Origin of the sequence: Pseudomonas sp. 10-1B, assembly GCF_000935045.1 — a bacterium.
Lineage (GTDB): Bacteria > Pseudomonadota > Gammaproteobacteria > Pseudomonadales > Pseudomonadaceae > Aquipseudomonas.
In genome coordinates this window covers 15203-35118 of the sequence record NZ_JYKS01000012.1, presented here as the reverse complement: position 1 = coordinate 35118, position 19916 = coordinate 15203, and the positions used below count along the sequence as shown (strand labels likewise).

The following is a 19916-nucleotide window of genomic DNA, read 5'->3' as shown; positions in this document are numbered from 1 at the left end:
CGGCGCATAGCGCGCCTGATGGAGTGGCATTCTAGAGACGGCAATACATCAGGAAAATTCGCATTTCCAACGCTTATACTTCGGTTTTTACGAATCGGGAAAAAACCGATGCTCAACTATCGGCAATTGCATTACTTCTGGGCCGTGGCCAAGACCGGCAGCATCGCCCGTGCCAGCCAGCAGTTGAACCTGACACCGCAAACCATCAGTGGGCAGATCAGCCTGTTCGAGCAGACCTACGGCCTTGAGCTGTTCCAGCGCGTGGGGCGGCAACTGGAGCTGACCGAAACCGGGCGCCAGGCGCTGATCTATGCCGAGCAGATGTTCCAGCTCGGTGGCGAACTGGAAGCCATGCTGCGTGCCGGCCCGCAGGGGCAGATCCTGTTCCGCGTGGGGGTGGCCGACGTGGTGCCCAAGTCCATCGTCTACCGCCTGCTGGCGCCAACCATGGAGCTGGAAGACGTGCTGCGCATCAACTGCCGCGAAGACAAACTGGAGCGATTGCTGGGCGATCTGGCGATCCAGCGCCTGGACCTGGTCATTTCCGACAGCCCCATGCCCAGCCACCTGGACATCAAGGGCTACAGCCAGAAACTCGGCGAATGCGGGCTGAGCTTCTTTGCTACCCCAACATTGGCACAGCTTCACAAGGGCCCCTTCCCTGCCTGCCTGCAGGACGCGCCACTGCTGATTCCCGGCCAGGAAACCGTGGTGCGCAGCCGCTTGCTGCGCTGGCTGGGCGAGCAACAGGTGCAGCCACGGATCGTTGGCGAGTTCGATGACAGCGCCTTGATGCAGGCGTTCGGGCAGTCAGGCAGCGGCATATTCGTTGCCCCCAGCGTGATCGCCGAAGAAGTGTGCCGCCAATATGGCGTGCAGTTGATTGGCCAGACCGAGGCCGTGCATGAGTCGTTCTACGCCATTTCGGTGGAGCGCAAGGTCAAGCACCCGGGCATCGTGGCGATTACCGAAGGGGCGCGGCGGGAGTTGTTTCATTGGTGACCGTGGCGGCCTCTTCGCGGGCACGCCCGCTCCCACAGGTACTGCACAGAGCTTGAGGCCTATGCGGTCGAGGTGGGAGCGGGCATGCCCGCGAAGAGGCCGGCCCTGCCCAACATAGGTCTATGGTAAAGTCGCGCCCTTTCTGAAAATGCTGGGATATCGCTGCACATGACCCCCGTCCTCCGCTTCCTCAACCGCACCAGCCTGGTGACGCAGATCGTCATCGGCCTGCTCGCCGGTATCGCCCTGGCCCTGCTCGCACCCGCCATCGCCCGCGACCTGGCCTTCCTCGGCAAGGTGTTCGTCAGCGCCCTCAAGGCGGTAGCGCCCGTGCTGGTGTTCATCCTGGTCATGGCCTCGATCGCCAACCACCGCCACGGCCAGGAAACCCACATCCGCCCGATCCTCTGGCTGTACCTGCTGGGTACCTTCGCCGCGTCGGTGGTGGCTGTGGTCGCCAGCATGCTGTTCCCTTCGACCCTGGCCCTGAGTACGGGCGAGGCCACGCTCAGCGCGCCGGGTGGTATTGCCGAAGTGTTGCAGAACCTGGTGCTGAGCGCCGTGGACAACCCGATAAATGCCCTGCTGAACGCTAACTTCATCGGTATCCTGACCTGGGCCATCGGCTTGGGCGTGGCCTTGCGGCACGCTGGCGAAACCACTCGCGCCGTGGTCGACGACCTGTCCAACGGCGTGACCCTGATCGTGCGCGTGGTCATCCGCTTCGCCCCGCTGGGCATCTTCGGCCTGGTCAGCGCCACCCTCGCCCAGTCGGGCCTGGACGCCCTGCTTGGCTACCTGCACCTGCTGGCGGTGCTGATCGGCTGCATGCTGTTCGTGGCGCTGGTGATGAACCCGCTGATCGTGTTCTGGAAAATCCGCCGCAACCCTTACCCGCTGACCCTGCTGTGCCTGCGCGAAAGTGGCATCACCGCGTTCTTCACCCGCAGCTCGGCGGCCAACATCCCGGTCAACCTGGCGCTGTCGGAGCGCCTTGGCCTGCATGAAGACACCTACTCGGTGTCGATCCCACTGGGCGCGACCATCAACATGGCCGGTGCAGCCATCACCATTACCGTGCTGACCCTGGCGGCAGTGCATACCCTGGGTATCCCGGTGGACCTGCCGACGGCAGTGCTACTGAGCGTGGTGGCCGCGGTATGCGCCTGCGGCGCTTCGGGTGTAGCCGGGGGCTCGCTACTGCTGATTCCGCTGGCGTGCAGCCTGTTCGGCATCCCCAGCGAGATTGCCATGCAGGTGGTGGCGGTGGGCTTCATCATCGGGGTACTGCAGGACTCGGCCGAGACGGCGCTGAATTCGTCGACCGATGTGTTGTTTACCGCAGCGGCGTGCCAGGCCGAAGAGCGGCGTAACGGTTGAGATTGTCAGGGCCGCTTGCGGCCCATCGCCGGCAAGCCAGCTCCCACCTCGAGCGCATGGGCCTCAAGCCCTGTGCAGTACCTGTGGGAGCTGGCTTGCCGGCGATGAGGCCAGTCCAGGCAATACAAGACAGTTGCTCCCACAGGTACAGCGCAGACCGCCAGGTTGGTGCTATCCCTGTGGGGGCCGGCTTGCCGGCGATGCTGCCAGCGATTGCTTAAGCCAGGCGCTTTACCTAGGCTAGTGGCCTTTCCCCAGCAATGAGACAGGGCCATGTCAGAACACGAAACCGCAGGTGAAGGCCGCTTCAACAGCATCGAGATCCGCATTCTCGGCTCGTTGATCGAGAAGCAGGCCACCAGCCCGGAAAGCTACCCGCTGACCCTCAACGCCCTGGTCCTGGCCTGCAACCAGAAGACCAGCCGCGAGCCGGTGATGAACCTTACCCAAGGCCAGGTCGGTCAGGCCTTGCGCGCCCTCGAAGGGCAGGACATGACCCGCCTGCAGATGGGCAGCCGCGCCGATCGCTGGGAACAGCGGGTGGACAAGGCCCTGGAGCTGGTGCCAGCGCAACTGGTGCTGATGGGCCTGATGTTCCTGCGCGGGCCACAAACCCTCAACGAACTGCTGACCCGCAGCAACCGCCTGCACGACTTCGACGACACCGAGCAGATCCAGCACCAGCTGGAGCGCCTGATCTCGCGCGGCCTGGCCCTGCACCTGCCACGCCAGGCTGGCCAGCGTGAGGACCGCTACACCCACGCCCTGGGCGACCCAGCAGAAATCGAGGCAATCCTGGCCGCACGGCAGCAGGAAGGTGGCGCCCGCAGCAGTGGCGGCAATGTATCGGAGGAACGAATCGAAGCCCTGGAAGCCCGTATCGCAGCCCTGGAGGCACGCCTGGCCGAGCTGGAAGGCTAAGCCATCACGGCTCGGGGTCGGGGAAGTTGCGACAGCTCTTGCGCTCGGCCAGCTCCCGGTCACTGGGGCGCTGGTCGACGAACACCGTGCGGCCGTCAGCGTAGATTTCCAGGTAGCCCCAGTGCAGGTCCTGCTCTGTCTGCCCGGGCTTTGGCGGGACTAGCCACCAGGGTTCGCGGCTGATCAGGGTCATGAAGGTGATTCCTGAAGGGTCTGCCGTAAGCATAGACACCTTCAGGTTGGTGCTTTGCTTGTGCTGGCCCTTTCGCGGCTAAAGCCGCTCCTACAACGAACTGCACAGCTTTCAAAACCTGTGCAGTTCGTTGTAGGAGCGGCTTTAGCCGCGAAAGGGCCGATACAGGCTTACGCCGGCGCCGAAGTGCGAATCAGGTGGTCGAAGGCCGCCAGCGAAGCCTTGGCCCCCTCACCCACCGCAATCACGATCTGCTTGTACGGCACGGTGGTCACGTCACCCGCCGCAAACACACCCGGGATGCTGGTCTGGCCCTTGGCGTCGACGATGATCTCGCCACGTGGCGACAGCTCGACGGTACCCTTCAGCCAGTCGGTGTTCGGCAACAGGCCGATCTGCACGAAGATGCCTTCCAGCGCCACCTCGTGCTGCTGGTCCGTGGTGCGGTCCTGGTAGCGCAGGCCGGTCACTTTCTCGCCATTGCCCAGCACCTCGGTGGTCAGTGCACTGGTGATCACTTTCACGTTCGGCAGGCTGTGCAGCTTGCGCTGCAACACCGCATCGGCCCGCAGTTGGCTGTCGAACTCGATCAGCGTCACCTGAGCAACGATGCCGGCCAGGTCGATGGCCGCTTCCACGCCCGAGTTGCCACCGCCGATCACCGCCACGCGCTTGCCCTTGAACAGCGGGCCGTCACAGTGTGGGCAGTAAGCCACGCCACGGGCGCGGTATTCCTGTTCGCCCGGCACGTTCATTTCGCGCCAGCGGGCACCGGTGGCCAGGATCACGGTCTTGGCCTTGAGCGAGGCACCGCCGGCCAGGCGCACTTCGTGCAGGCCGCCATCGGTGGCCGGAATCAGCGCTTCGCCGCGCTGCAGGTTCATGATGTCGACGTCGTACTGCTTGACGTGTTCTTCCAGCGCCGTGGCCAGCTTCGGCCCTTCGGTTTCCTGTACCGAGATGAAGTTCTCGATGGCCAGGGTATCGAGTACCTGACCGCCGAAGCGCTCGGCAGCGACACCGGTGCGAATGCCTTTACGCGCAGCGTAGATGGCGGCCGCGGCGCCGGCGGGGCCACCACCGACCACCAGCACATCGAAGGCGCCCTTGGCGTTGATCTTCTCGGCCTGGCGGGCACCGGCGTTGGTGTCGATCTTGCCGAGGATTTCCTCCAGGCCCATGCGGCCCTGGCCGAACACTTCGCCGTTCAGGTAGATGCTCGGCACCGCCATGATCTTGCGCGATTCGACTTCAGCCTGGAACAGCGCACCATCAATGGCCACGTGGCGCACGTTGGGGTTGAGTACCGCCATCAGGTTCAGCGCCTGGACCACGTCCGGGCAGTTCTGGCACGACAGCGAGAAGTAGGTTTCGAAGGTGAATTCGCCTTCCAGCGCCTGGATCTGCTCGATCACTTCGGCACTGGCCTTGCTCGGGTGGCCACCGACTTGCAACAGCGCAAGCACCAGCGAGGTGAATTCGTGGCCCATGGGGATGCCGGCGAAACGCAGGCTGATCTCGCCATTCGGGCGGTTGAGCGAGAACGATGGACGACGGGCGTCATCACCATCCGCGCGCAGGGTAATGAGGTTCGACAGGCCGGCGATTTCCACCAGCAGGTCGTGCAATTCGCGGGACTTCGCGCCGTCGTCGAGGGAAGCAACGATCTCGATCGGCTGGGTGACCCGCTCCAGGTAGGTTTTCAGTTGCGATTTAAGCGTGGCGTCCAACATACGGGGCGATTCCTTTTTCAAAACTCGGATACAAAAACGCCCAGGCGAGGTCGCCCGGGCGTTTTTACGGGGCGGTAGGTACTTCAGCTTTGGCGGCTGTCCACCGCCCGCGACTTGCACATGGACTTAGATCTTGCCGACCAGGTCCAGGGATGGCGCCAGAGTGGCTTCGCCTTCTTTCCACTTGGCCGGGCAAACTTCGCCTGGGTGAGCGGCAACGTACTGGGCAGCCTTCACTTTACGCAGCAGCTCGGCAGCATCGCGGCCTACACCACCGTCGTTCAGTTCGACGATCTTGATCTGGCCTTCTGGGTTGATCACGAAGGTACCGCGGTCGGCCAGGCCGGCTTCTTCGATCAGCACGTCGAAGTTGCGCGAGATGATGTGGGTCGGGTCACCGATCAGCGGGTATTCGATCTTGCCGATGGTGTCCGAAGTGTCGTGCCAGGCTTTGTGGGTGAAGTGGGTGTCGGTGGACACGCCGTAGATTTCCACGCCCAGCTTCTGGAACTCGGCGTAGTTGTCAGCAAGGTCACCCAGTTCGGTCGGGCAGACGAAGGTGAAGTCGGCCGGGTAGAAGAACACGACAGACCACTTGCCTTTCAGGTCGGCTTCGCTGACCTGGACGAACTCGCCCTTGTGGTAGGCGGTGGCGTTGAACGGTTTGACCTGGCTGTTGATGATAGGCATGAGAGACGCTCCTTCATGGGGTTGAAATCAGTTGACGGAGAGAATCCTAACCGTTCATCCCACTAAAGGCTCATTGGCAAAGCTCATGCTTGTGATTGGTTTTGGCTATAACCGGGGTTTATTAATAGAAGGGAATGGGCTGAGCAAAGGATTGCGCAACATTCAAGGGCCTCATCGCCGGCAAGCCAGCTCCCACAGGTACAGCACATGGCCAGAGACCTGTGCTGTACCTGTGGGAGCTGGCTTGCCGGCGATGCGGCCAGTGGCATCAGCGGGTGACAGTACGCATGGTGACGAACTCTTCGGCCGCCGTCGGGTGCACGCCGATGGTTTCGTCGAACTGCTGCTTGGTCGCGCCGGCCTTCAGGGCAATGCCCAAGCCCTGGATGATCTCGCCGGCGTCAGGGCCGACCATGTGGCAACCCAGCACCTTATCGGTCTCGGCATCGACCACCAGCTTCATCAGGGTCTTTTCCTGGATATCGGTCAGGGTCAGCTTCATGGCACGGAAGCGGCTTTCGAAGACCTGCACCTTGTGCCCGGCCTCCAGCGCCTGCTCCTCGGTCAGGCCAACGGTGCCGATGGGCGGCTGGCTGAACACCGCAGTGGGGATGTTCTGGTAATCCACCGGGCGGTATTGCTCGGGCTTGAACAAGCGCCGCGCCACGGCCATGCCTTCGGCCAGGGCCACCGGGGTTAGCTGCACGCGGCCGATCACGTCGCCAATGGCCAGGATCGATGGGGCGGTGGTCTGGTATTGCGGGTCAACGCGAATGTAACCGCGCGCATCCAGCTCTACACCGGTGTTTTCCAGGCCCAGGTTGTCCAGCATCGGACGCCGGCCGGTGGCGTAGAACACGCAATCGGCAACCAGCTCGCGGCCATCCTTGAGGGTGGCTTTGAGGCTGCCGTCATCGAGCTTGTCGATACGCTGGATATCTGCATTGAACTGCAGGTTCAGGCCGCGCTTTTCCAGTTCTTCCTTCAGGTGCGTGCGCACCGAGCCGTCGAAGCCGCGCAGGAACAGATCGCCACGGTAAAGCAGCGTGGTATCGGCCCCCAGGCCCTGGAAGATGCCGGCGAACTCGACGGCGATATAGCCACCGCCCACCACCAGCACCCGGCGTGGCAGGGCCTTGAGGTAGAAGGCTTCGTTGGAGGTGATGGCCAGTTCCTTGCCCGGGATATCCGGCACCTGCGGCCAGCCACCGGTGGCGATGAGGATGTGCTCGGCGGTGTAGCGCTGGCCTTCCACTTCCACTTCATTGGCACCGGTCAGACGTGCATGCCCCTGCAGCAGGGTGACGCCGCTATTGACCAGCAGGTTGCGGTAGATGCCGTTCAGGCGTTCGATTTCCCGGTTCTTGTTGGCGATCAGGGTACCCCAGTCGAAATGCCCTTCTTCCAGGGTCCAGCCGAAACCTGCGGCCTGCTCCAGCTCGTCGGCGACGTGCGCGCCATAGACCAGCAGTTTTTTCGGCACGCAGCCGACGTTGACGCAGGTACCGCCCAGGTAGCGGCTCTCGGCCACTGCCACTTTTGCGCCGAAGCCGGCGGCGAACCGCGCCGCGCGCACACCGCCGGACCCGGCGCCAATCACGAACAGATCAAAATCGTAGGCCATGTATTCAGTCTCCTAGGCAGGCGCCCAGCATAACGCCGTCAGCCGCCGCAAACAAAAAAGCCACCCGGAGGGGTGGCTTTCAGGCCAGCAGGACTTATCAGTAAGCCTTGCCGGTCTTGTAGTAGTTCTCGAAGCAGAAGTTGGTCGCGTCGATGTAGCCTTCGGCGCCACCGCAGTCGAAACGCTTGCCCTTGAACTTGTAGGCGATCACGCAGCCGTTCTGCGCCTGTTGCATCAGCGCGTCGGTGATCTGGATCTCGCCACCCTTGCCCGGCTCGGTGCTGGCAATGATGTCGAAGATGTCCGGGGTCAGGATGTAGCGGCCGATGATCGCCAGGTTCGACGGGGCGTCTTCGGGCTTGGGCTTCTCGACCATGTTGGTGACGCGGAAAATGTCGTCACGGATCATGTCGCCGGCGATCACGCCATACTTGTTGGTTTCCTGCGGGTCGACTTCCTGAATGGCGACGATCGAGCAGCGGAACTGATTGTACAGCTTGACCATCTGGGTCAGCACGCCGTCACCTTCCGGGTTGACGCACAGGTCGTCCGCCAGCACCACGGCGAACGGCTCGTCGCCGATCAGCGGGCGACCAGTGAGGATGGCGTGGCCCAGGCCTTTCATTTCGGTCTGGCGAGTGTAGGAGAACGAACACTCGTCGAGCAGGCGACGGATACCAACCAGGTATTTTTCCTTGTCGGTGCCCTTGATCTGAGTTTCCAGCTCGTAGCTGATGTCGAAGTGGTCTTCCAGGGCACGCTTGCCACGCCCGGTCACGATGGAGATCTCGTTCAGACCGGCATCCAGTGCCTCTTCAACGCCATACTGGATCAGTGGCTTGTTGACCACCGGCAGCATTTCCTTGGGCATGGCTTTGGTAGCGGGCAGGAAGCGGGTGCCGTAACCGGCTGCCGGGAACAAGCATTTTTTGATCATATACGTCCTTACAAAAGGCTAGGCCTGTGGGATTCGGCGCAGTCTAATCAGGCGGCAGTCACCTTACAATGCCCCCGCCTGAGGCCGACCGGTGGGATGATAGAGATAACCCAGTGTAGTTAGTTCCGGGGGATCGTAAATATTACGGTCATACATGACCATTGGATGACAGCTGATCACGGCTGCCTGCAGCGGCCCTATCGCCGGCAAGCCAGCTCCCACAGGGATCGCGCAATTCCTGAATTCTGCGCGGTACCTGTGGGAGCTGGCTTGCCGGCGATAGGGCCCTGGCAGGCAATCAACTACCGGTGCCCTGCCCGATCAGCACCCCATCCACCTCCTGCCCATACAGGTTCACACCATCATTGGCATGGAACTTCACCCGCGTCTTTTCGATGGAACCCTCCACCAGGCGCGGGTCCTGCGGCCGCTCATGACGGTTGATCCACGCAGCCACGTCCCAGGCCTGCTGATCGCTCAGGCTGCCCGGCTTGCCCAGCGGCATGTTGTACTTGATGAACGACGCCGCCGTGTTGATGCGGTGCATCCCGGCACCCCAGTTGTAGCTGTCCTTGCCCCACAGCGGCGGCATCACATACTCGCCAGCTACTTTTTGCCCTTCGCCATTATCGCCATGGCAGATCCCACATTGCTCCCGGTATACCTGCTGGCCGCGCTTGAAGTCATAGCCGCCCTTGGGCTGCGGCACCTCCGGGTAGCCGCGCCCGGCCATTTCCACGCCGCTCGGTGCCTTGGTCGACAGCCAGTAGGAATACACCGCCAGCGCCGTCATCTGCGGGCTGTCGGCGGCAGGCGGCTTGCCGTTCATGCTGAATTGGAAACAGCCCTGGATGCGCTCGGCGTAGGTATTGACCTTGTCGTTTTTCTTGCGGTACGCCGGGTACATCGGGTACGCGCCCCACATCGGTGCGGAATGCGCCAGCCGCCCCTGGTCGAGGTGGCAGTTGCTGCAGTTCATGCCATTGCCCACGGCCTCGGGCATCAGCCGGCGGGTGTCGACGAACAAGGCATGGCCCTCACGCACCATCTTGCCAAAGGCGTTGTCGGGCAAGTCGCTTTCCGCTGGCGGCACGAACTGCGGCACAGCCTGCACACCGGGCACTTTCAGCTGCGACTGGTCCTCCATGACGATCGGGGCAGCCTGGGTATTGCCCACGGCCAACAGCAACAGGGCTGGAATCATCGGCTTCATGGCATGACCTCCTGGCTGGCGGGGCGGGCGAAGAACTCGGCGATTGCCTTGATTTCGTCATCGGTCATGGCCTTGGCCACGCCCACCATCAGTTGGTTGGGGTCATTGCTGCGGCTACCGTCGCGCCAGGCATTGAGCTGCGCCACCAGGTAATTGGCGGGCTGGCCGGCCAAGGGCGGGAAGTGCTCGCCAACACCACCACCGCCCGGGCCATGGCATTGCACGCAACCGGGAATCTGTCGGTTCCAGTCGCCATACAGGGCCATGCGGGTGGTGGGGTCATTGGCGATCTGCTGCCGGCGCAGGTCACCTGCGGGGTCTGCCGGCAAGCTGGCCAGGTAGGCGCTGACTGCCTTGATTTCATCCTCGGTCAGGGCCTTGGCCAGCGGCTCCATCACCGGCTGCCTACGGCTGCCGCTGCGCCAGTCATGCAATTGCTTGCTGAGGTAACCGGCCGGTAGCCCAGCCAACCGCGGGAAGCCGGCAGCAGCGATACCCTTGGCGTCCGGGCCATGGCAGCCCAGGCAGGCCATGGCGGCGGGGTTCGCCCCGCCCTGGGTGAAGACTTTCTGGCCATCGGCGGCATGCGCCGTGGGCCAGGCCAGGATCAGCAAGCTGCCGATCACGACGCGACTCAACGGTGTCATCACGAATCTCCATTTCTATTGTTATATGCTTAAGCCTAAAACATATAAGCAAATGGAGCGTGATCAGTTGCCTTGGATCAACTCCCAGAGATGCACTGGGTGGCTGCCGTACGTACATCCCCCAGGCGCAGCGGGAAGTTGTTCAGCCGCTCGTGCAGCTTGATGCTGCTGCCGCTGCCGCGCTTGCCGATATCCACCAGCGCCGCCGGCCCCACGCCCGAGCTGATCTTCTGCGGCACGATCAGCCGCAGGCCATCGCCGCGCTGTTCTTCCGCCAGCGGGCCGCGAGTATCAGCGAGCTTCTGCTTGACGCAGTCGGCATAGGCACGCGGAGTCTTGCCAGAAATCACATCCAGCGTTTCCCGCGATTGTTCCAGCTCCGCGACGCTGACACAGCCACCCAGCGTCATCGACAACGCCGCCACCATCCACTTCATTTGCAACACCTCTGCCATCACGAACCCCTTCGACCACGACCAGGCGGTTTTGCTCCCTGCCCTGGCAGATTTATCCCAGCGTGGCGAACAGCGCGGCAGCGCAAGCGCACATCGTGGTATCTTTTGCCTTTGCAGAACCAATCCTTGCGGAGCATCACATGAAATTCGTACACCAGCGCGAGCACCTCAACGAGGACGACATCGTCGTCATCGAGTGCTCCCAGCGCTGCAATATCCGCCTGATGAACGACGCCAACTTCCGCAGCTTCAAGAACGGCGGCCGTCACACCTACCACGGTGGCCATTTCGACAAGTTCCCGGCGAAGATCACCGTGCCCAGCACCGGCTTCTGGAACATCACCATCGATACCGTGACCACCCGCCCGATCTCGGTGACCCGCAAGCCAACCTTGAGCCACAAGATCAAGATCATCCGTCGTTCGTCGTCGAAACTCAGATAAGGCCGCCATGACCCAGACCATCAAGTACGTCATCAAATACAAGCTCGACGGCCAGCGCCGCTGGGACTTCGCCCTGATGCCCGATGCCTCCCACGGGCAAGCCCTGGAAGCCCTGCGCAAGATCCACGGCGAAGACGCCGAGAAGATCAGCGACATCCAGGTCAGCAAAGCCTTGTAGGACCCGCCAAAACCCCCGCCGCACCGTTCGCCCCGCGCAAGGAGAATCGCATGAGCCACTGGCCCGACCGCCGCATCCTCGACCTGCTGGGCATCGAGTTGCCCATTCTCCAGGCGCCCATGGCCGGTGCGACCGGGGCGCCCATGGCCATTGCCGTGGGCCTGGCAGGCGGGCTGGGCGCCCTGCCCTGCGCCATGCTCACGGGCGAGCAGGTACGCGCGCAAATCGCCGCCTTCCGTAGCGGCTGCCCGGGCCGCCCGCTGAACCTGAATTTCTTCTGCCACCAGCCACCCGCGCCGGATGCCGAGCGCGACGCGCGCTGGAAGCAGGCCCTTGCGCCCTACTATGCCGAAGTCGGCGCCGACTTCACGGCCCCCACGCCGGTGTCCAACCGAGCGCCTTTCGACGAACAGAGCTGCCTGCTGGTCGAGCAACTGCGCCCGGAGGTGGTGAGCTTCCATTTCGGCCTGCCCCAAGCCGACCTGCTGCAACGGGTCAAGGCCAGCGGTGCCAAGGTGCTTTCCAGCGCCACCACCGTGGAGGAAGCACGGTGGCTGGAACGCCACGGATGTGACGCGATCATTGCCATGGGCTATGAAGCCGGCGGCCATCGCGGCATGTTCCTCAGCGACGACATCACTAGCCAGATCGGCACCTTCGCCCTGGTGCCGCAGGTGGCCGATGCGGTCAGCGTGCCGGTGATTGCCGCTGGCGGCATCGGCGACTACCGCGGCCTGGTGGCCGCGCTGGCCTTGGGCGCATCTGCCGTGCAGATCGGCACGGCTTACCTGTTCTGCCCCGAGGCCAAGGTTTCGCCGGCACATCGCCAGGCGCTGGACAGCGCGCCTGCCAGTGACACGGCGCTGACCAACCTGTTCACCGGCCGCCCAGCACGCGGCATCAACAACCGCATCATGCGCGAGCTGGGGCCGATGAGCGCGCTGGCGCCGCATTTCCCGCTGGCTGGTGGGGCATTGATGCCCTTGCGCGCGATCACCGACCCGCAGGGCAACAGTGACTTCAGCAACTTGTGGTCGGGGCAGGCCTTGCGGTTGGGGCGGCATATGCCGGCTGGGGAGTTGACCCGGGAGATTGCCGCAAAGGCGCTGATCGTGGTCGGCCGTTAGGCATCGTTTGAAGCAGGCTCGGCCCTATCGCCGGCAAGCCAGCTCCCACAGGTACCTGCACAACATTCGAAACCAGTGCGGTCCCTGTGGGAGCTGGCTTGCCGGCGATAGGGCCGAGCCTATGATTGCTTCAACAGCCCCTTCCCGGCAAATGGCCTATCGCTATATAGTTGAAGACATAACGAAAACCCCAAGGAGCTGTCTTCATGCGTATCCGCCCATTCCACCTGGCCGCCACCGCCCTGGCCAGCCTGTTCGCCTTCAACACCGCCTGGGCCGATGAAGTCCAGGTCGCGGTCGCAGCGAACTTCACAGCTCCGATCCAGGCCATCGCCAAGGACTTCGAGAAAGACACCGGCCACAAGCTGGTCGCCGCCTACGGCGCCACCGGGCAGTTCTACGCACAGATCAAGAACGGCGCGCCGTTCGAGGTGTTCCTCGCCGCCGACGACAGCACCCCGGCCAAGCTCGAAGAAGAAAAAGCCACTGTCCCGGGTTCGCGCTTCACCTATGCCACCGGCACCTTGGCCCTGTGGTCGGCAACGCCTGGCTATGTCGACGACAAAGGCGACGTGCTGAAGAAAAACGAATACAAGCACCTGTCCATCGCCAACCCGAAAACCGCACCGTACGGCCTGGCCGCCACCCAAGTGCTGGAAAAACTGAAGCTGACCGAAGCCACCAAGCCCAAGCTGGTCGAAGGGCAGAACATCACCCAGGCGTTCCAGTTCGTTTCCACCGGCAACGCCGAGCTGGGCTTCGTCGCCCTGTCGCAAATCTACAAGGACGGCAAAGTCGAAAGCGGCTCTGCCTGGATCGTCCCGTCCTCCATGCACGAGCCCATCCGCCAGGACGCGGTGATCCTTGAAAAAGGCAAGGACAACCCTGCCGCCAAGGCTCTGGTCGACTACCTCAAAGGCCCGAAAGCCGCCGCCGTGATCAAGTCCTACGGTTATGAAATCTGATGCCACTGGATGCCAGTGACCTAGGTGCTATCTGGCTGACCATCAAACTGGCCAGCCTGACCACCCTGATCCTGCTGGTCGTCGGCACGCCCATCGCCTGGTGGCTGGCGCGCACGCGCTCATGGCTGCGCGGGCCGGTGGGCGCGGTGGTGGCCTTGCCACTGGTGCTGCCACCCACGGTGATCGGCTTCTACCTGCTGATCGCCCTCGGCCCGCATGGCTGGCTGGGCCAGGCGACCCAGGCGCTGGGTTTGGGCAGTGTGGTGTTCAGCTTCACGGGCCTGGTGATCGGCTCGGTGATCTACTCCATGCCGTTCGTGGTCCAGCCACTGCAGAATGCCTTCGGCGCCATCGGCCAGCGCCCGCTGGAAGTGGCCGCAACACTGCGTGCCAGCCCTTGGGACACCTTCGTCCATGTGGTGCTGCCGCTGGCCCGCCCGGGCTTCATCACTGCCAGCATCCTCGGCTTCGCCCACACCGTGGGCGAGTTCGGCGTGGTGCTGATGATCGGCGGCAACATCCCCAACAAGACACGCGTGGTCTCGGTGCAGATCTTCGACCATGTCGAGGCCATGGCCTATTCGCAAGCACACTGGCTGGCCGGTGCCATGCTGGTGTTCTCTTTCCTGGTGCTGCTCCTGCTGTACGCTGGACGCCGCGGCAAAGCCGGCTGGAGCTGAGATGACCACATCGATTGTGGCGCGCCTGAAACTGGCGCGCGACGACTTCACCCTGGATGTCGACCTGCACCTGCCCGGGCGCGGCATCAGTGCGCTGTTCGGCCACTCGGGCTCCGGCAAGACCAGTTGCCTGCGCTGCCTGGCTGGCCTGGAACGGGCCGCCAGCGCCTATATCGAAGTCAACGGCGAAGTCTGGGAAGACAGCGCCCACGACTACTTCCAGGCCCCGCACCTGCGCCCGGTGGGCTATGTGTTTCAGGAGGCCAGCCTGTTCCCGCACCTGTCGGTGCGCGGCAACCTGGAGTTCGGCTGGCGCCGGGTAGCCCCTGGCGAACGCAAGGTCAGCCTCGACCAGGCCTGCCAGCTGCTGGGCATCGGCCACTTGCTGGCACGCAGGCCCGCGACGCTGTCGGGCGGCGAAGCGCAGCGTGTGGGGATTGCCCGCGCCCTGCTCAGCAGCCCGCGCCTGCTGCTGATGGACGAGCCGTTGGCTGCGCTCGACGGGCCGCGCAAGCGCGAGATCCTGCCGTACCTGGAGCGCCTGCACGACGAACTGGACATCCCGCTGGTGTATGTCAGCCATGCCCAGGACGAAGTGGCGCGGCTGGCCGACCACTTGGTGTTGCTGGAGCAAGGCCAGGCGGTGGCCAGTGGCCCGATTGGCGAAACCCTGGCCCGCCTCGACCTGTCGCTAGCCCAGGGCGAGGATGCCGGCGTGGTGTTCGAGGGCCTGGTGGTTGGCCACGACCCGCACTACGACCTGCTCGACCTGCGCCTGCCCGGCAGCACTGGGCCGCTACTGCGCATCGCCCACCCGGCCCACGTGATGGGCAGCACCCTGCGGGTCAAGGTGCTGGCTCGTGACGTCAGCCTGGCACTGGCGGCCGACAGCACCTCGAGCATCCTCAACCGCCTGCCAGTGCGAGTGCGCGAAAGCCGCCCGGCCGACAACCCGGCCCATGTACTGGTCAGCCTGGATGCCGGTGGCAATGCCTTGCTCGCGCGCATCACCCGCTTCTCGGCGGATCAGCTTGGCCTGCACCCGGGCCAGGCGTTGTTCGCCCAGATCAAGTCGGTGGCCTTGTTGGGCTGAGCAATACCAGGGTGGCGGTTGTCCATTGCTCAGTGACCTGATCGAGGCCTGCCGCCCATGCTCGACTGCCCCCTGCCGCGCACCCTGCATTACGTTGACGACAGCCAGCCGGGCCTGACCCGGCAGCGCTGGCGGGGCCGCTTCATCTATCTGGATGCCGATGGCCAGCGGGTGCGCGACAGTGACACCCTCGCACGCATTGCCGCGCTGGTGATCCCCCCGGCCTACACCGATGTGTGGATCTGCGCCGACCCGCAGGGCCATCTGCAAGCCACCGGCCGTGATGCCAGAGGCCGCAAGCAATACCGCTACCACGCGCAGTGGCGCGAAGTGCGCGACCAGCACAAGTACGGGCGCATGCTGGCCTTTGCCCAGGCCTTGCCGAAGCTGCGCGCGCAGTTGCAAGCCCACCTCGCACGGCCTGGCCTGGACCGGGAAAAAGTGATGGCGCTGGTGGTGAGCCTGCTTGACCATACCCTGATCCGCATTGGCAACCAGCGCTACCTGCGTGACAACCAGTCCTATGGACTGACCACCCTGCGCAACCGCCACGTCGAGGTGAAGGGCAGCAGTATCCGTTTCCAGTTCCGTGGCAAGCGCGGCGTCGAGCACAACGTTACCCTCAATGACAGGCGCCTGGCCAACCTGATCAAGCGCTGCATGGAGCTGCCCGGGCAGGCGTTGTTCCAGTACCTGGATGAAAACGGCCAGCGCCACAGCATCGGCTCCAGCGAGGTCAACCAGTTCCTGCAGGAGCTGACCGGTGCCGACTTCACCGCCAAGGACTACCGCACCTGGGCCGGCAGCAGCCTGGCCCTGGACCTGCTCAGACCGCTGGCCTGGGAACCCGAGGACGAAGCTAAGCGCCAAGTCGCCGCCATGGTCCGCCAGGTCGCCGCACGCCTGGGCAATACACCAGCAGTGTGCAGGCGCTGCTACATCCACCCGGCCGTCCTTGAACACTATGCCTTGGGCAGGCTGGCCAGTTTGCCGAAAAACCGCGTACGCAAGGGCTTGGACCGCGAGGAAGTGACTTTGCTGTTATTTCTTCAGGCACTCGAGGAACAGGACGACCATTGACCCGGTCTATTCAGCCCATGATGCGAAGAAATTTCCCATTGGCGGCCAAGCGCCCTATCCTTGGCACCGAGCACCTTGGCCGACAAACTGCTGGCGGTTTGTTTCGGCACCTGCGACTGAAGACACGCAACAGAATTTGTCTGTCGGGGAATTACTATCCGCCGAAAGCGTCTTTAATGAGAAGGAAGAGGGACGAGCTCCCACCGCCACGGCAATTGGCCCGGCGGACTTTTATATCACCAAGGAGAACTACATGCTGATACTCACGCGCAAGGTTGGCGAAAGCATCGTCATCAACGACGACATCAAAGTCACCATTCTGGGCGTCAAAGGGATGCAGGTGAGAATCGGTATCGACGCACCGAAAGATGTCCAGGTTCATCGCGAAGAGATCTTCAAGCGCATCCAGGCAGGCAGCCCGGCCCCGGAAAAACACGACGACTCGCACTGAGCGACCTGCCTCAAGCCGCACGGACGCGCTTGACCGCCCCGCGCCTCAGGTGTCCAGCAGTTCGCGCACCTTGGCGATCATACAGTCCATGTCGAACGGTTTGTCGAACACCGCGGCGAACAGTTCCGGGCATCCCTGGTTGGCCTGCGCGCCACTCATGAGGATGACCGGCAACTCGCTCAAGGCCGGGTCTTCACGCATCGAGCGAACCAGCTCCTCACCGTTGAGCACCGGCATCATGTAGTCGGTGATCACCAGTTGAACACGCTTTTCCTTCAGCGCCTCCAGCGCCTTGCAGCCGTTGCTCGCCTTTTCCACCTGGAAGCCTTCGTCCTCCAGGGCAAAACCGAGGATGTCGGCGATCAGGTACTCGTCATCGACGATCAGGATGGTGTTCATCTGCCCGCCTCGTCACCCGCTCCCCTGCGGCACCGGCGTTCCCGAGAGCACACCACAGGCGCCTTCGAACGCCTTGCGCAAGGTAATGCCCTGCGGCCCGATCAGCAGCTCGTGCAAGGCAGGGTCATGGTGGCTGTCACGCACCTTGAGAATCGACAGCATGCGCCGCAGTTGCGAATCCTGTTCGACGAAGCGCATCAGCATCAGGTTGTCGACGATGCTCGACAGGTCCGGTGCCGGCGCGCTGATTTCCGCGCCGAAGATGTCGCGCATTTCCCAGGTCAGCATCACGCTGACGTGGCGTGCGCGCAGCTCGCCGGTCAGCGCACGGAAAAACGCATTGAGCCGCGCCGGGTCGGTAGCCAGGCGGCTGAACGCCCCGAGACTGTCGATCAGCACACGCTTGCTGCCCTGTACCTCGACACGCTCGAGCAAGCGCGCCCCGACCTGATCCAGCAGGCCCTCGGTGGTTGGCTGCCAGCACAATTGCAGGCTGCCGCCCTGCTCCATCGCGGCAAAATCGTAACCCAGCGACGCGGCCTTGATGCGCAGGCGTTCAGGCGTTTCGTAAAAACCGAAATGCAGCCCCGGCGCCTGCGTGGTACTGGCGCCGAGAAAGGCCAGGCCCAATGACGTCTTACCGATACCCGAGGGCCCGATCAGAAGGCTGACCGAGCCCGTGGCCAAGCCGCCGTCGAGCATTTCGTCCAGGTCTGCCACACCGCTGCTGATACGTTCCAGGGTTGCGCAGCCCAACTGGCTGGGATGGCTGAACAACGCTTCCAGGCGCGGGTAGATGTGCATGCCTGCTTCATCGATGAGGCATTCGTGGCGCCCCGACAGCGCTGCACTGCCCCGCGTCTTGCGCAACTGGACATGGCGCACGGCGCGGCTGCCCACCAGTAGCTCACCCAGCTCGATCACGCCATCAACCATGGTGTGCTCCGGGCTGCCCTCCTCCAGCCGTGCACTGGTCAGCAACAGCACGGTGCAGCCGGCAAAGGCCGCATGGCCTTGCAGTTCGGAGACGAACTTCTTGGTGTCCAGCGTGGTTTCCGCCCGCACCCGGGCATTGAGCACACCATCGACGATCAGCAGGCTGGCCTGCTGCCGGGCGATTTCCTGGCGCAGCAGCCGCACCACGGCGTCCAGCCCTTCCTGCTCCAGGGTGTCGAAGGCACTGACGAACTGGATCTGGTCGCCGACCAGCGCCGGGTCGAAGAACTCCAGGGTGGCCAGGTACTGGAACAGCCGCTCGTGCGATTCGCTCAGCAAGGTGGCCACCAACACCCGGCCACCGACGCGCACGTGCTCGCAAGCCAGCTGATTGGCCAGGATGGTCTTGCCGGCACCCGGCGGCCCCTGAATGATGTAGGACGCACCAGCCACAAGGCCGCCCTTGAGCAGCGCATCGAGCCCTTCGATCCCCGTCACCAGCCGCGTGAGTGCCTGTGCCATGGTGTCTACCTGTCGAGTTGGCTGTCCGTCTGGTCCTGATAGGTTGGCAAGTAAAGCTGCATGCATGTACCACGGCCGAGTTCGCTATCGACGCAGATGGCACCACCGCTCTGCCTGGCGAAGCCATAAACCTGGCTAAGGCCCAGGCCAGTACCCTTGCCAAATGGCTTGGTAGTGAAGAACGGCTCGAAGATGCGCGGCAATACCGCCGGCGCAATCCCTTCACCGTCGTCCTCCACCTGGAAACGCACGAAACTGCCACACAGCCCTTCCACTTCACCTGCCAGCTCGACCACATCGACCGCCATGCAGATCTGGCCCTGCCCTGCGATAGCATCGCGGGCATTGAACAGCAGGTTGAGCAGCACCATCTGCAACTGCCCGGCATCCACCTCGATCAGGGGCAGGTCCGCTTGCAACAGCACTTTCAGCTCAGTCGAGCTGGGCAGTGCATGTTCCAGTAGACCACGGGTGGTGGCAATAAGGTCCGTCGGGGCGACGCAGGCCACATCGAGCTTGCGATGGCGGGCAAAGCTGAGCAATTGCTGGGTCAGTTCGGTACCCCGCTGCCCGGCATCGAGGATGTGCTGCAGCATGCGCTGGACACGCGCCGGGTCCTGGGTCGCCAGCGCCAGGCGCGCCGAGCTGATGATGATGGTCAGCATGTTGTTGAAGTCATGAGCCAGGCCACCAGTCAACTGGCCGAGGGCTTCAAGCTTCTGCGCCTGGAACAACTGGGCGCGCACAGCATCCAGTTGCAGCGCCGACTCGCGGCGGTCGGTGATGTCCCGGGTCACCTTGGCCAGGCCGACAATCTGGCCTTGGTCATCGCGGATCACGTCCAGCGCTGCCAAGGCCCAGAACTGCGTGCCATCCTTGCGCACGCGCCAGCCTTCATCCTGCGCCACGCCTTGCTCCAGCGCCTGACGCAGCAAGCGTTCGGGGCGCCCCTCGGCACAATCCTGCGGGGTGAAGAACAATGAAAAATGCTGGCCAATCACTTCATCGGCACGGTAGCCCTTGATTCGTTGTGCACCGGCATTCCATGACACCACATGGCCAGACGGGTCGAGCATATAGATGGCGTAATCCACCACCGACTGAACCAGCTGTTCATAGCGGTGGGCAGGCATGACGGGGTGGCCAAGGCAATCAGCTGAAACCATGCAAACTCCACCGGCACAGCAGGAAGGACGAAATGAGCTTAGCCAAGAGTGCCCTGTGAACGCCCGCGTGGCTATCCGAGG

General features: G+C 63.3%; 22 protein-coding genes. 11 read left to right on the top strand and 11 right to left on the bottom strand.

Annotated elements, in window-relative coordinates:
- Window positions 1–108 precede the first annotated feature (108 nt).
- The 3 genes from nhaR to TZ03_RS09050 all read left to right on the top strand — a co-directional run bounded on the left by nhaR (window position 109) and on the right by TZ03_RS09050 (window position 3303).
- Window positions 109–1002 carry a transcriptional activator NhaR gene (gene nhaR, locus TZ03_RS09060; protein ID WP_051097152.1) on the top strand — a complete coding sequence of 298 codons (894 nt, stop codon included), beginning with the start codon at window positions 109–111 and terminating at the stop codon, window positions 1000–1002.
- Between the two features lie 168 nt (window positions 1003–1170).
- Window positions 1171–2382 carry a serine/threonine transporter SstT gene (gene sstT / locus TZ03_RS09055; protein WP_051097151.1) on the top strand — a complete coding sequence of 404 codons (1212 nt, stop codon included), beginning with the start codon at window positions 1171–1173 and terminating at the stop codon, window positions 2380–2382.
- 273 nt (window positions 2383–2655) lie between these two features.
- Window positions 2656–3303 (top strand): YceH family protein, encoded by a 648-nt coding sequence (locus TZ03_RS09050; RefSeq protein WP_025339663.1) that lies wholly within the window; start codon window positions 2656–2658, stop codon window positions 3301–3303.
- A 4-nt stretch (window positions 3304–3307) separates the two neighbouring features.
- Here TZ03_RS09050 and TZ03_RS09045 read toward each other — a convergent pair whose 3' ends face one another.
- The 8 genes from TZ03_RS09045 to TZ03_RS09010 all read right to left on the bottom strand — a co-directional run bounded on the left by TZ03_RS09045 (window position 3308) and on the right by TZ03_RS09010 (window position 10777).
- Window positions 3308–3496 (bottom strand): hypothetical protein, encoded by a 189-nt coding sequence (locus TZ03_RS09045; protein ID WP_029886312.1) that lies wholly within the window; start codon window positions 3494–3496, stop codon window positions 3308–3310.
- Between the two features lie 170 nt (window positions 3497–3666).
- Window positions 3667–5229 carry an alkyl hydroperoxide reductase subunit F gene (gene ahpF, locus TZ03_RS09040; protein WP_051097150.1) on the bottom strand — a complete coding sequence of 521 codons (1563 nt, stop codon included), beginning with the start codon at window positions 5227–5229 and terminating at the stop codon, window positions 3667–3669.
- Window positions 5230–5355: 126 nt separating this feature from the next.
- Window positions 5356–5919, bottom strand: a complete 564-nt coding sequence (gene ahpC / locus TZ03_RS09035) for an alkyl hydroperoxide reductase subunit C (protein WP_051097149.1) — start codon at window positions 5917–5919, stop codon at window positions 5356–5358.
- Window positions 5920–6187: 268 nt separating this feature from the next.
- Entirely contained in the window at window positions 6188–7543 is a 1356-nt protein-coding gene (gene gorA, locus TZ03_RS09030; RefSeq protein ID WP_051097148.1) for a glutathione-disulfide reductase, read from the bottom strand.
- Between the two features lie 97 nt (window positions 7544–7640).
- Window positions 7641–8480, bottom strand: coding sequence for a UTP--glucose-1-phosphate uridylyltransferase GalU (gene galU / locus TZ03_RS09025; protein ID WP_051097147.1), 840 nt, complete (start codon window positions 8478–8480; stop codon window positions 7641–7643).
- Window positions 8481–8778: 298 nt separating this feature from the next.
- Window positions 8779–9693 carry a c-type cytochrome gene (locus TZ03_RS09020; protein ID WP_051097146.1) on the bottom strand — a complete coding sequence of 305 codons (915 nt, stop codon included), beginning with the start codon at window positions 9691–9693 and terminating at the stop codon, window positions 8779–8781.
- A complete protein-coding gene (locus TZ03_RS09015; protein ID WP_051097145.1) occupies window positions 9690–10340 on the bottom strand; it encodes a c-type cytochrome in 651 nt (216 codons plus the stop codon). The genes TZ03_RS09020 and TZ03_RS09015 overlap by 4 nt, the downstream gene beginning before the upstream one ends.
- Before the next feature lie 77 nt (window positions 10341–10417).
- Window positions 10418–10777: a hypothetical protein gene (locus TZ03_RS09010; RefSeq protein ID WP_051097219.1), complete on the bottom strand. Its 360-nt coding sequence runs from the start codon at window positions 10775–10777 to the stop codon at window positions 10418–10420.
- Between the two features lie 158 nt (window positions 10778–10935).
- On the opposite strand from TZ03_RS09010, the gene TZ03_RS09005 reads away from it, so the two are divergent.
- The 8 genes from TZ03_RS09005 to csrA all read left to right on the top strand — a co-directional run bounded on the left by TZ03_RS09005 (window position 10936) and on the right by csrA (window position 16812).
- Window positions 10936–11238 (top strand): DUF1883 domain-containing protein, encoded by a 303-nt coding sequence (locus TZ03_RS09005; RefSeq protein WP_051097144.1) that lies wholly within the window; start codon window positions 10936–10938, stop codon window positions 11236–11238.
- 7 nt (window positions 11239–11245) lie between these two features.
- On the top strand, window positions 11246–11416 hold the full coding sequence (locus TZ03_RS31230; protein ID WP_177328450.1) for a hypothetical protein: 171 nt from the start codon (window positions 11246–11248) through the stop codon (window positions 11414–11416).
- A 50-nt stretch (window positions 11417–11466) separates the two neighbouring features.
- Complete coding sequence (locus TZ03_RS09000) at window positions 11467–12543, top strand: NAD(P)H-dependent flavin oxidoreductase (protein ID WP_051097143.1); 1077 nt, start codon at window positions 11467–11469, stop codon at window positions 12541–12543.
- Between the two features lie 206 nt (window positions 12544–12749).
- The gene (modA, locus tag TZ03_RS08995; protein ID WP_051097142.1) at window positions 12750–13508 is read left to right on the top strand and encodes a molybdate ABC transporter substrate-binding protein; all 759 of its coding nucleotides are present in this window, start codon (window positions 12750–12752) and stop codon (window positions 13506–13508) included.
- Window positions 13508–14188: a molybdate ABC transporter permease subunit gene (gene modB / locus TZ03_RS08990; RefSeq protein WP_051097141.1), complete on the top strand. Its 681-nt coding sequence runs from the start codon at window positions 13508–13510 to the stop codon at window positions 14186–14188. Before modA ends, modB begins: the two co-directional genes overlap by 1 nt.
- Window position 14189: 1 nt before the next feature.
- Window positions 14190–15281 carry a molybdenum ABC transporter ATP-binding protein gene (modC, locus tag TZ03_RS08985; RefSeq protein ID WP_051097140.1) on the top strand — a complete coding sequence of 364 codons (1092 nt, stop codon included), beginning with the start codon at window positions 14190–14192 and terminating at the stop codon, window positions 15279–15281.
- A 57-nt stretch (window positions 15282–15338) separates the two neighbouring features.
- On the top strand, window positions 15339–16361 hold the full coding sequence (locus tag TZ03_RS08980) for a DNA topoisomerase IB (protein ID WP_051097139.1): 1023 nt from the start codon (window positions 15339–15341) through the stop codon (window positions 16359–16361).
- A 253-nt stretch (window positions 16362–16614) separates the two neighbouring features.
- Window positions 16615–16812, top strand: coding sequence for a carbon storage regulator CsrA (gene csrA / locus TZ03_RS08975; protein ID WP_004375914.1), 198 nt, complete (start codon window positions 16615–16617; stop codon window positions 16810–16812).
- Between the two features lie 45 nt (window positions 16813–16857).
- Here the strand turns inward: csrA and TZ03_RS08970 are convergent, their stop codons facing one another.
- Genes TZ03_RS08970 through TZ03_RS08960 form a run of 3 tightly spaced genes read right to left on the bottom strand, consistent with a single transcriptional unit; the run spans window position 16858 to window position 19835 of the window.
- Complete coding sequence (locus TZ03_RS08970) at window positions 16858–17211, bottom strand: response regulator (RefSeq protein ID WP_051097138.1); 354 nt, start codon at window positions 17209–17211, stop codon at window positions 16858–16860.
- A gap of 12 nt (window positions 17212–17223) precedes the next feature.
- The gene (locus tag TZ03_RS08965) at window positions 17224–18669 is read right to left on the bottom strand and encodes an ATPase domain-containing protein (RefSeq protein WP_051097137.1); all 1446 of its coding nucleotides are present in this window, start codon (window positions 18667–18669) and stop codon (window positions 17224–17226) included.
- Between the two features lie 5 nt (window positions 18670–18674).
- Window positions 18675–19835, bottom strand: coding sequence for a two-component system sensor histidine kinase NtrB (locus tag TZ03_RS08960; RefSeq protein WP_051097136.1), 1161 nt, complete (start codon window positions 19833–19835; stop codon window positions 18675–18677).
- Window positions 19836–19916 lie beyond the last annotated feature (81 nt).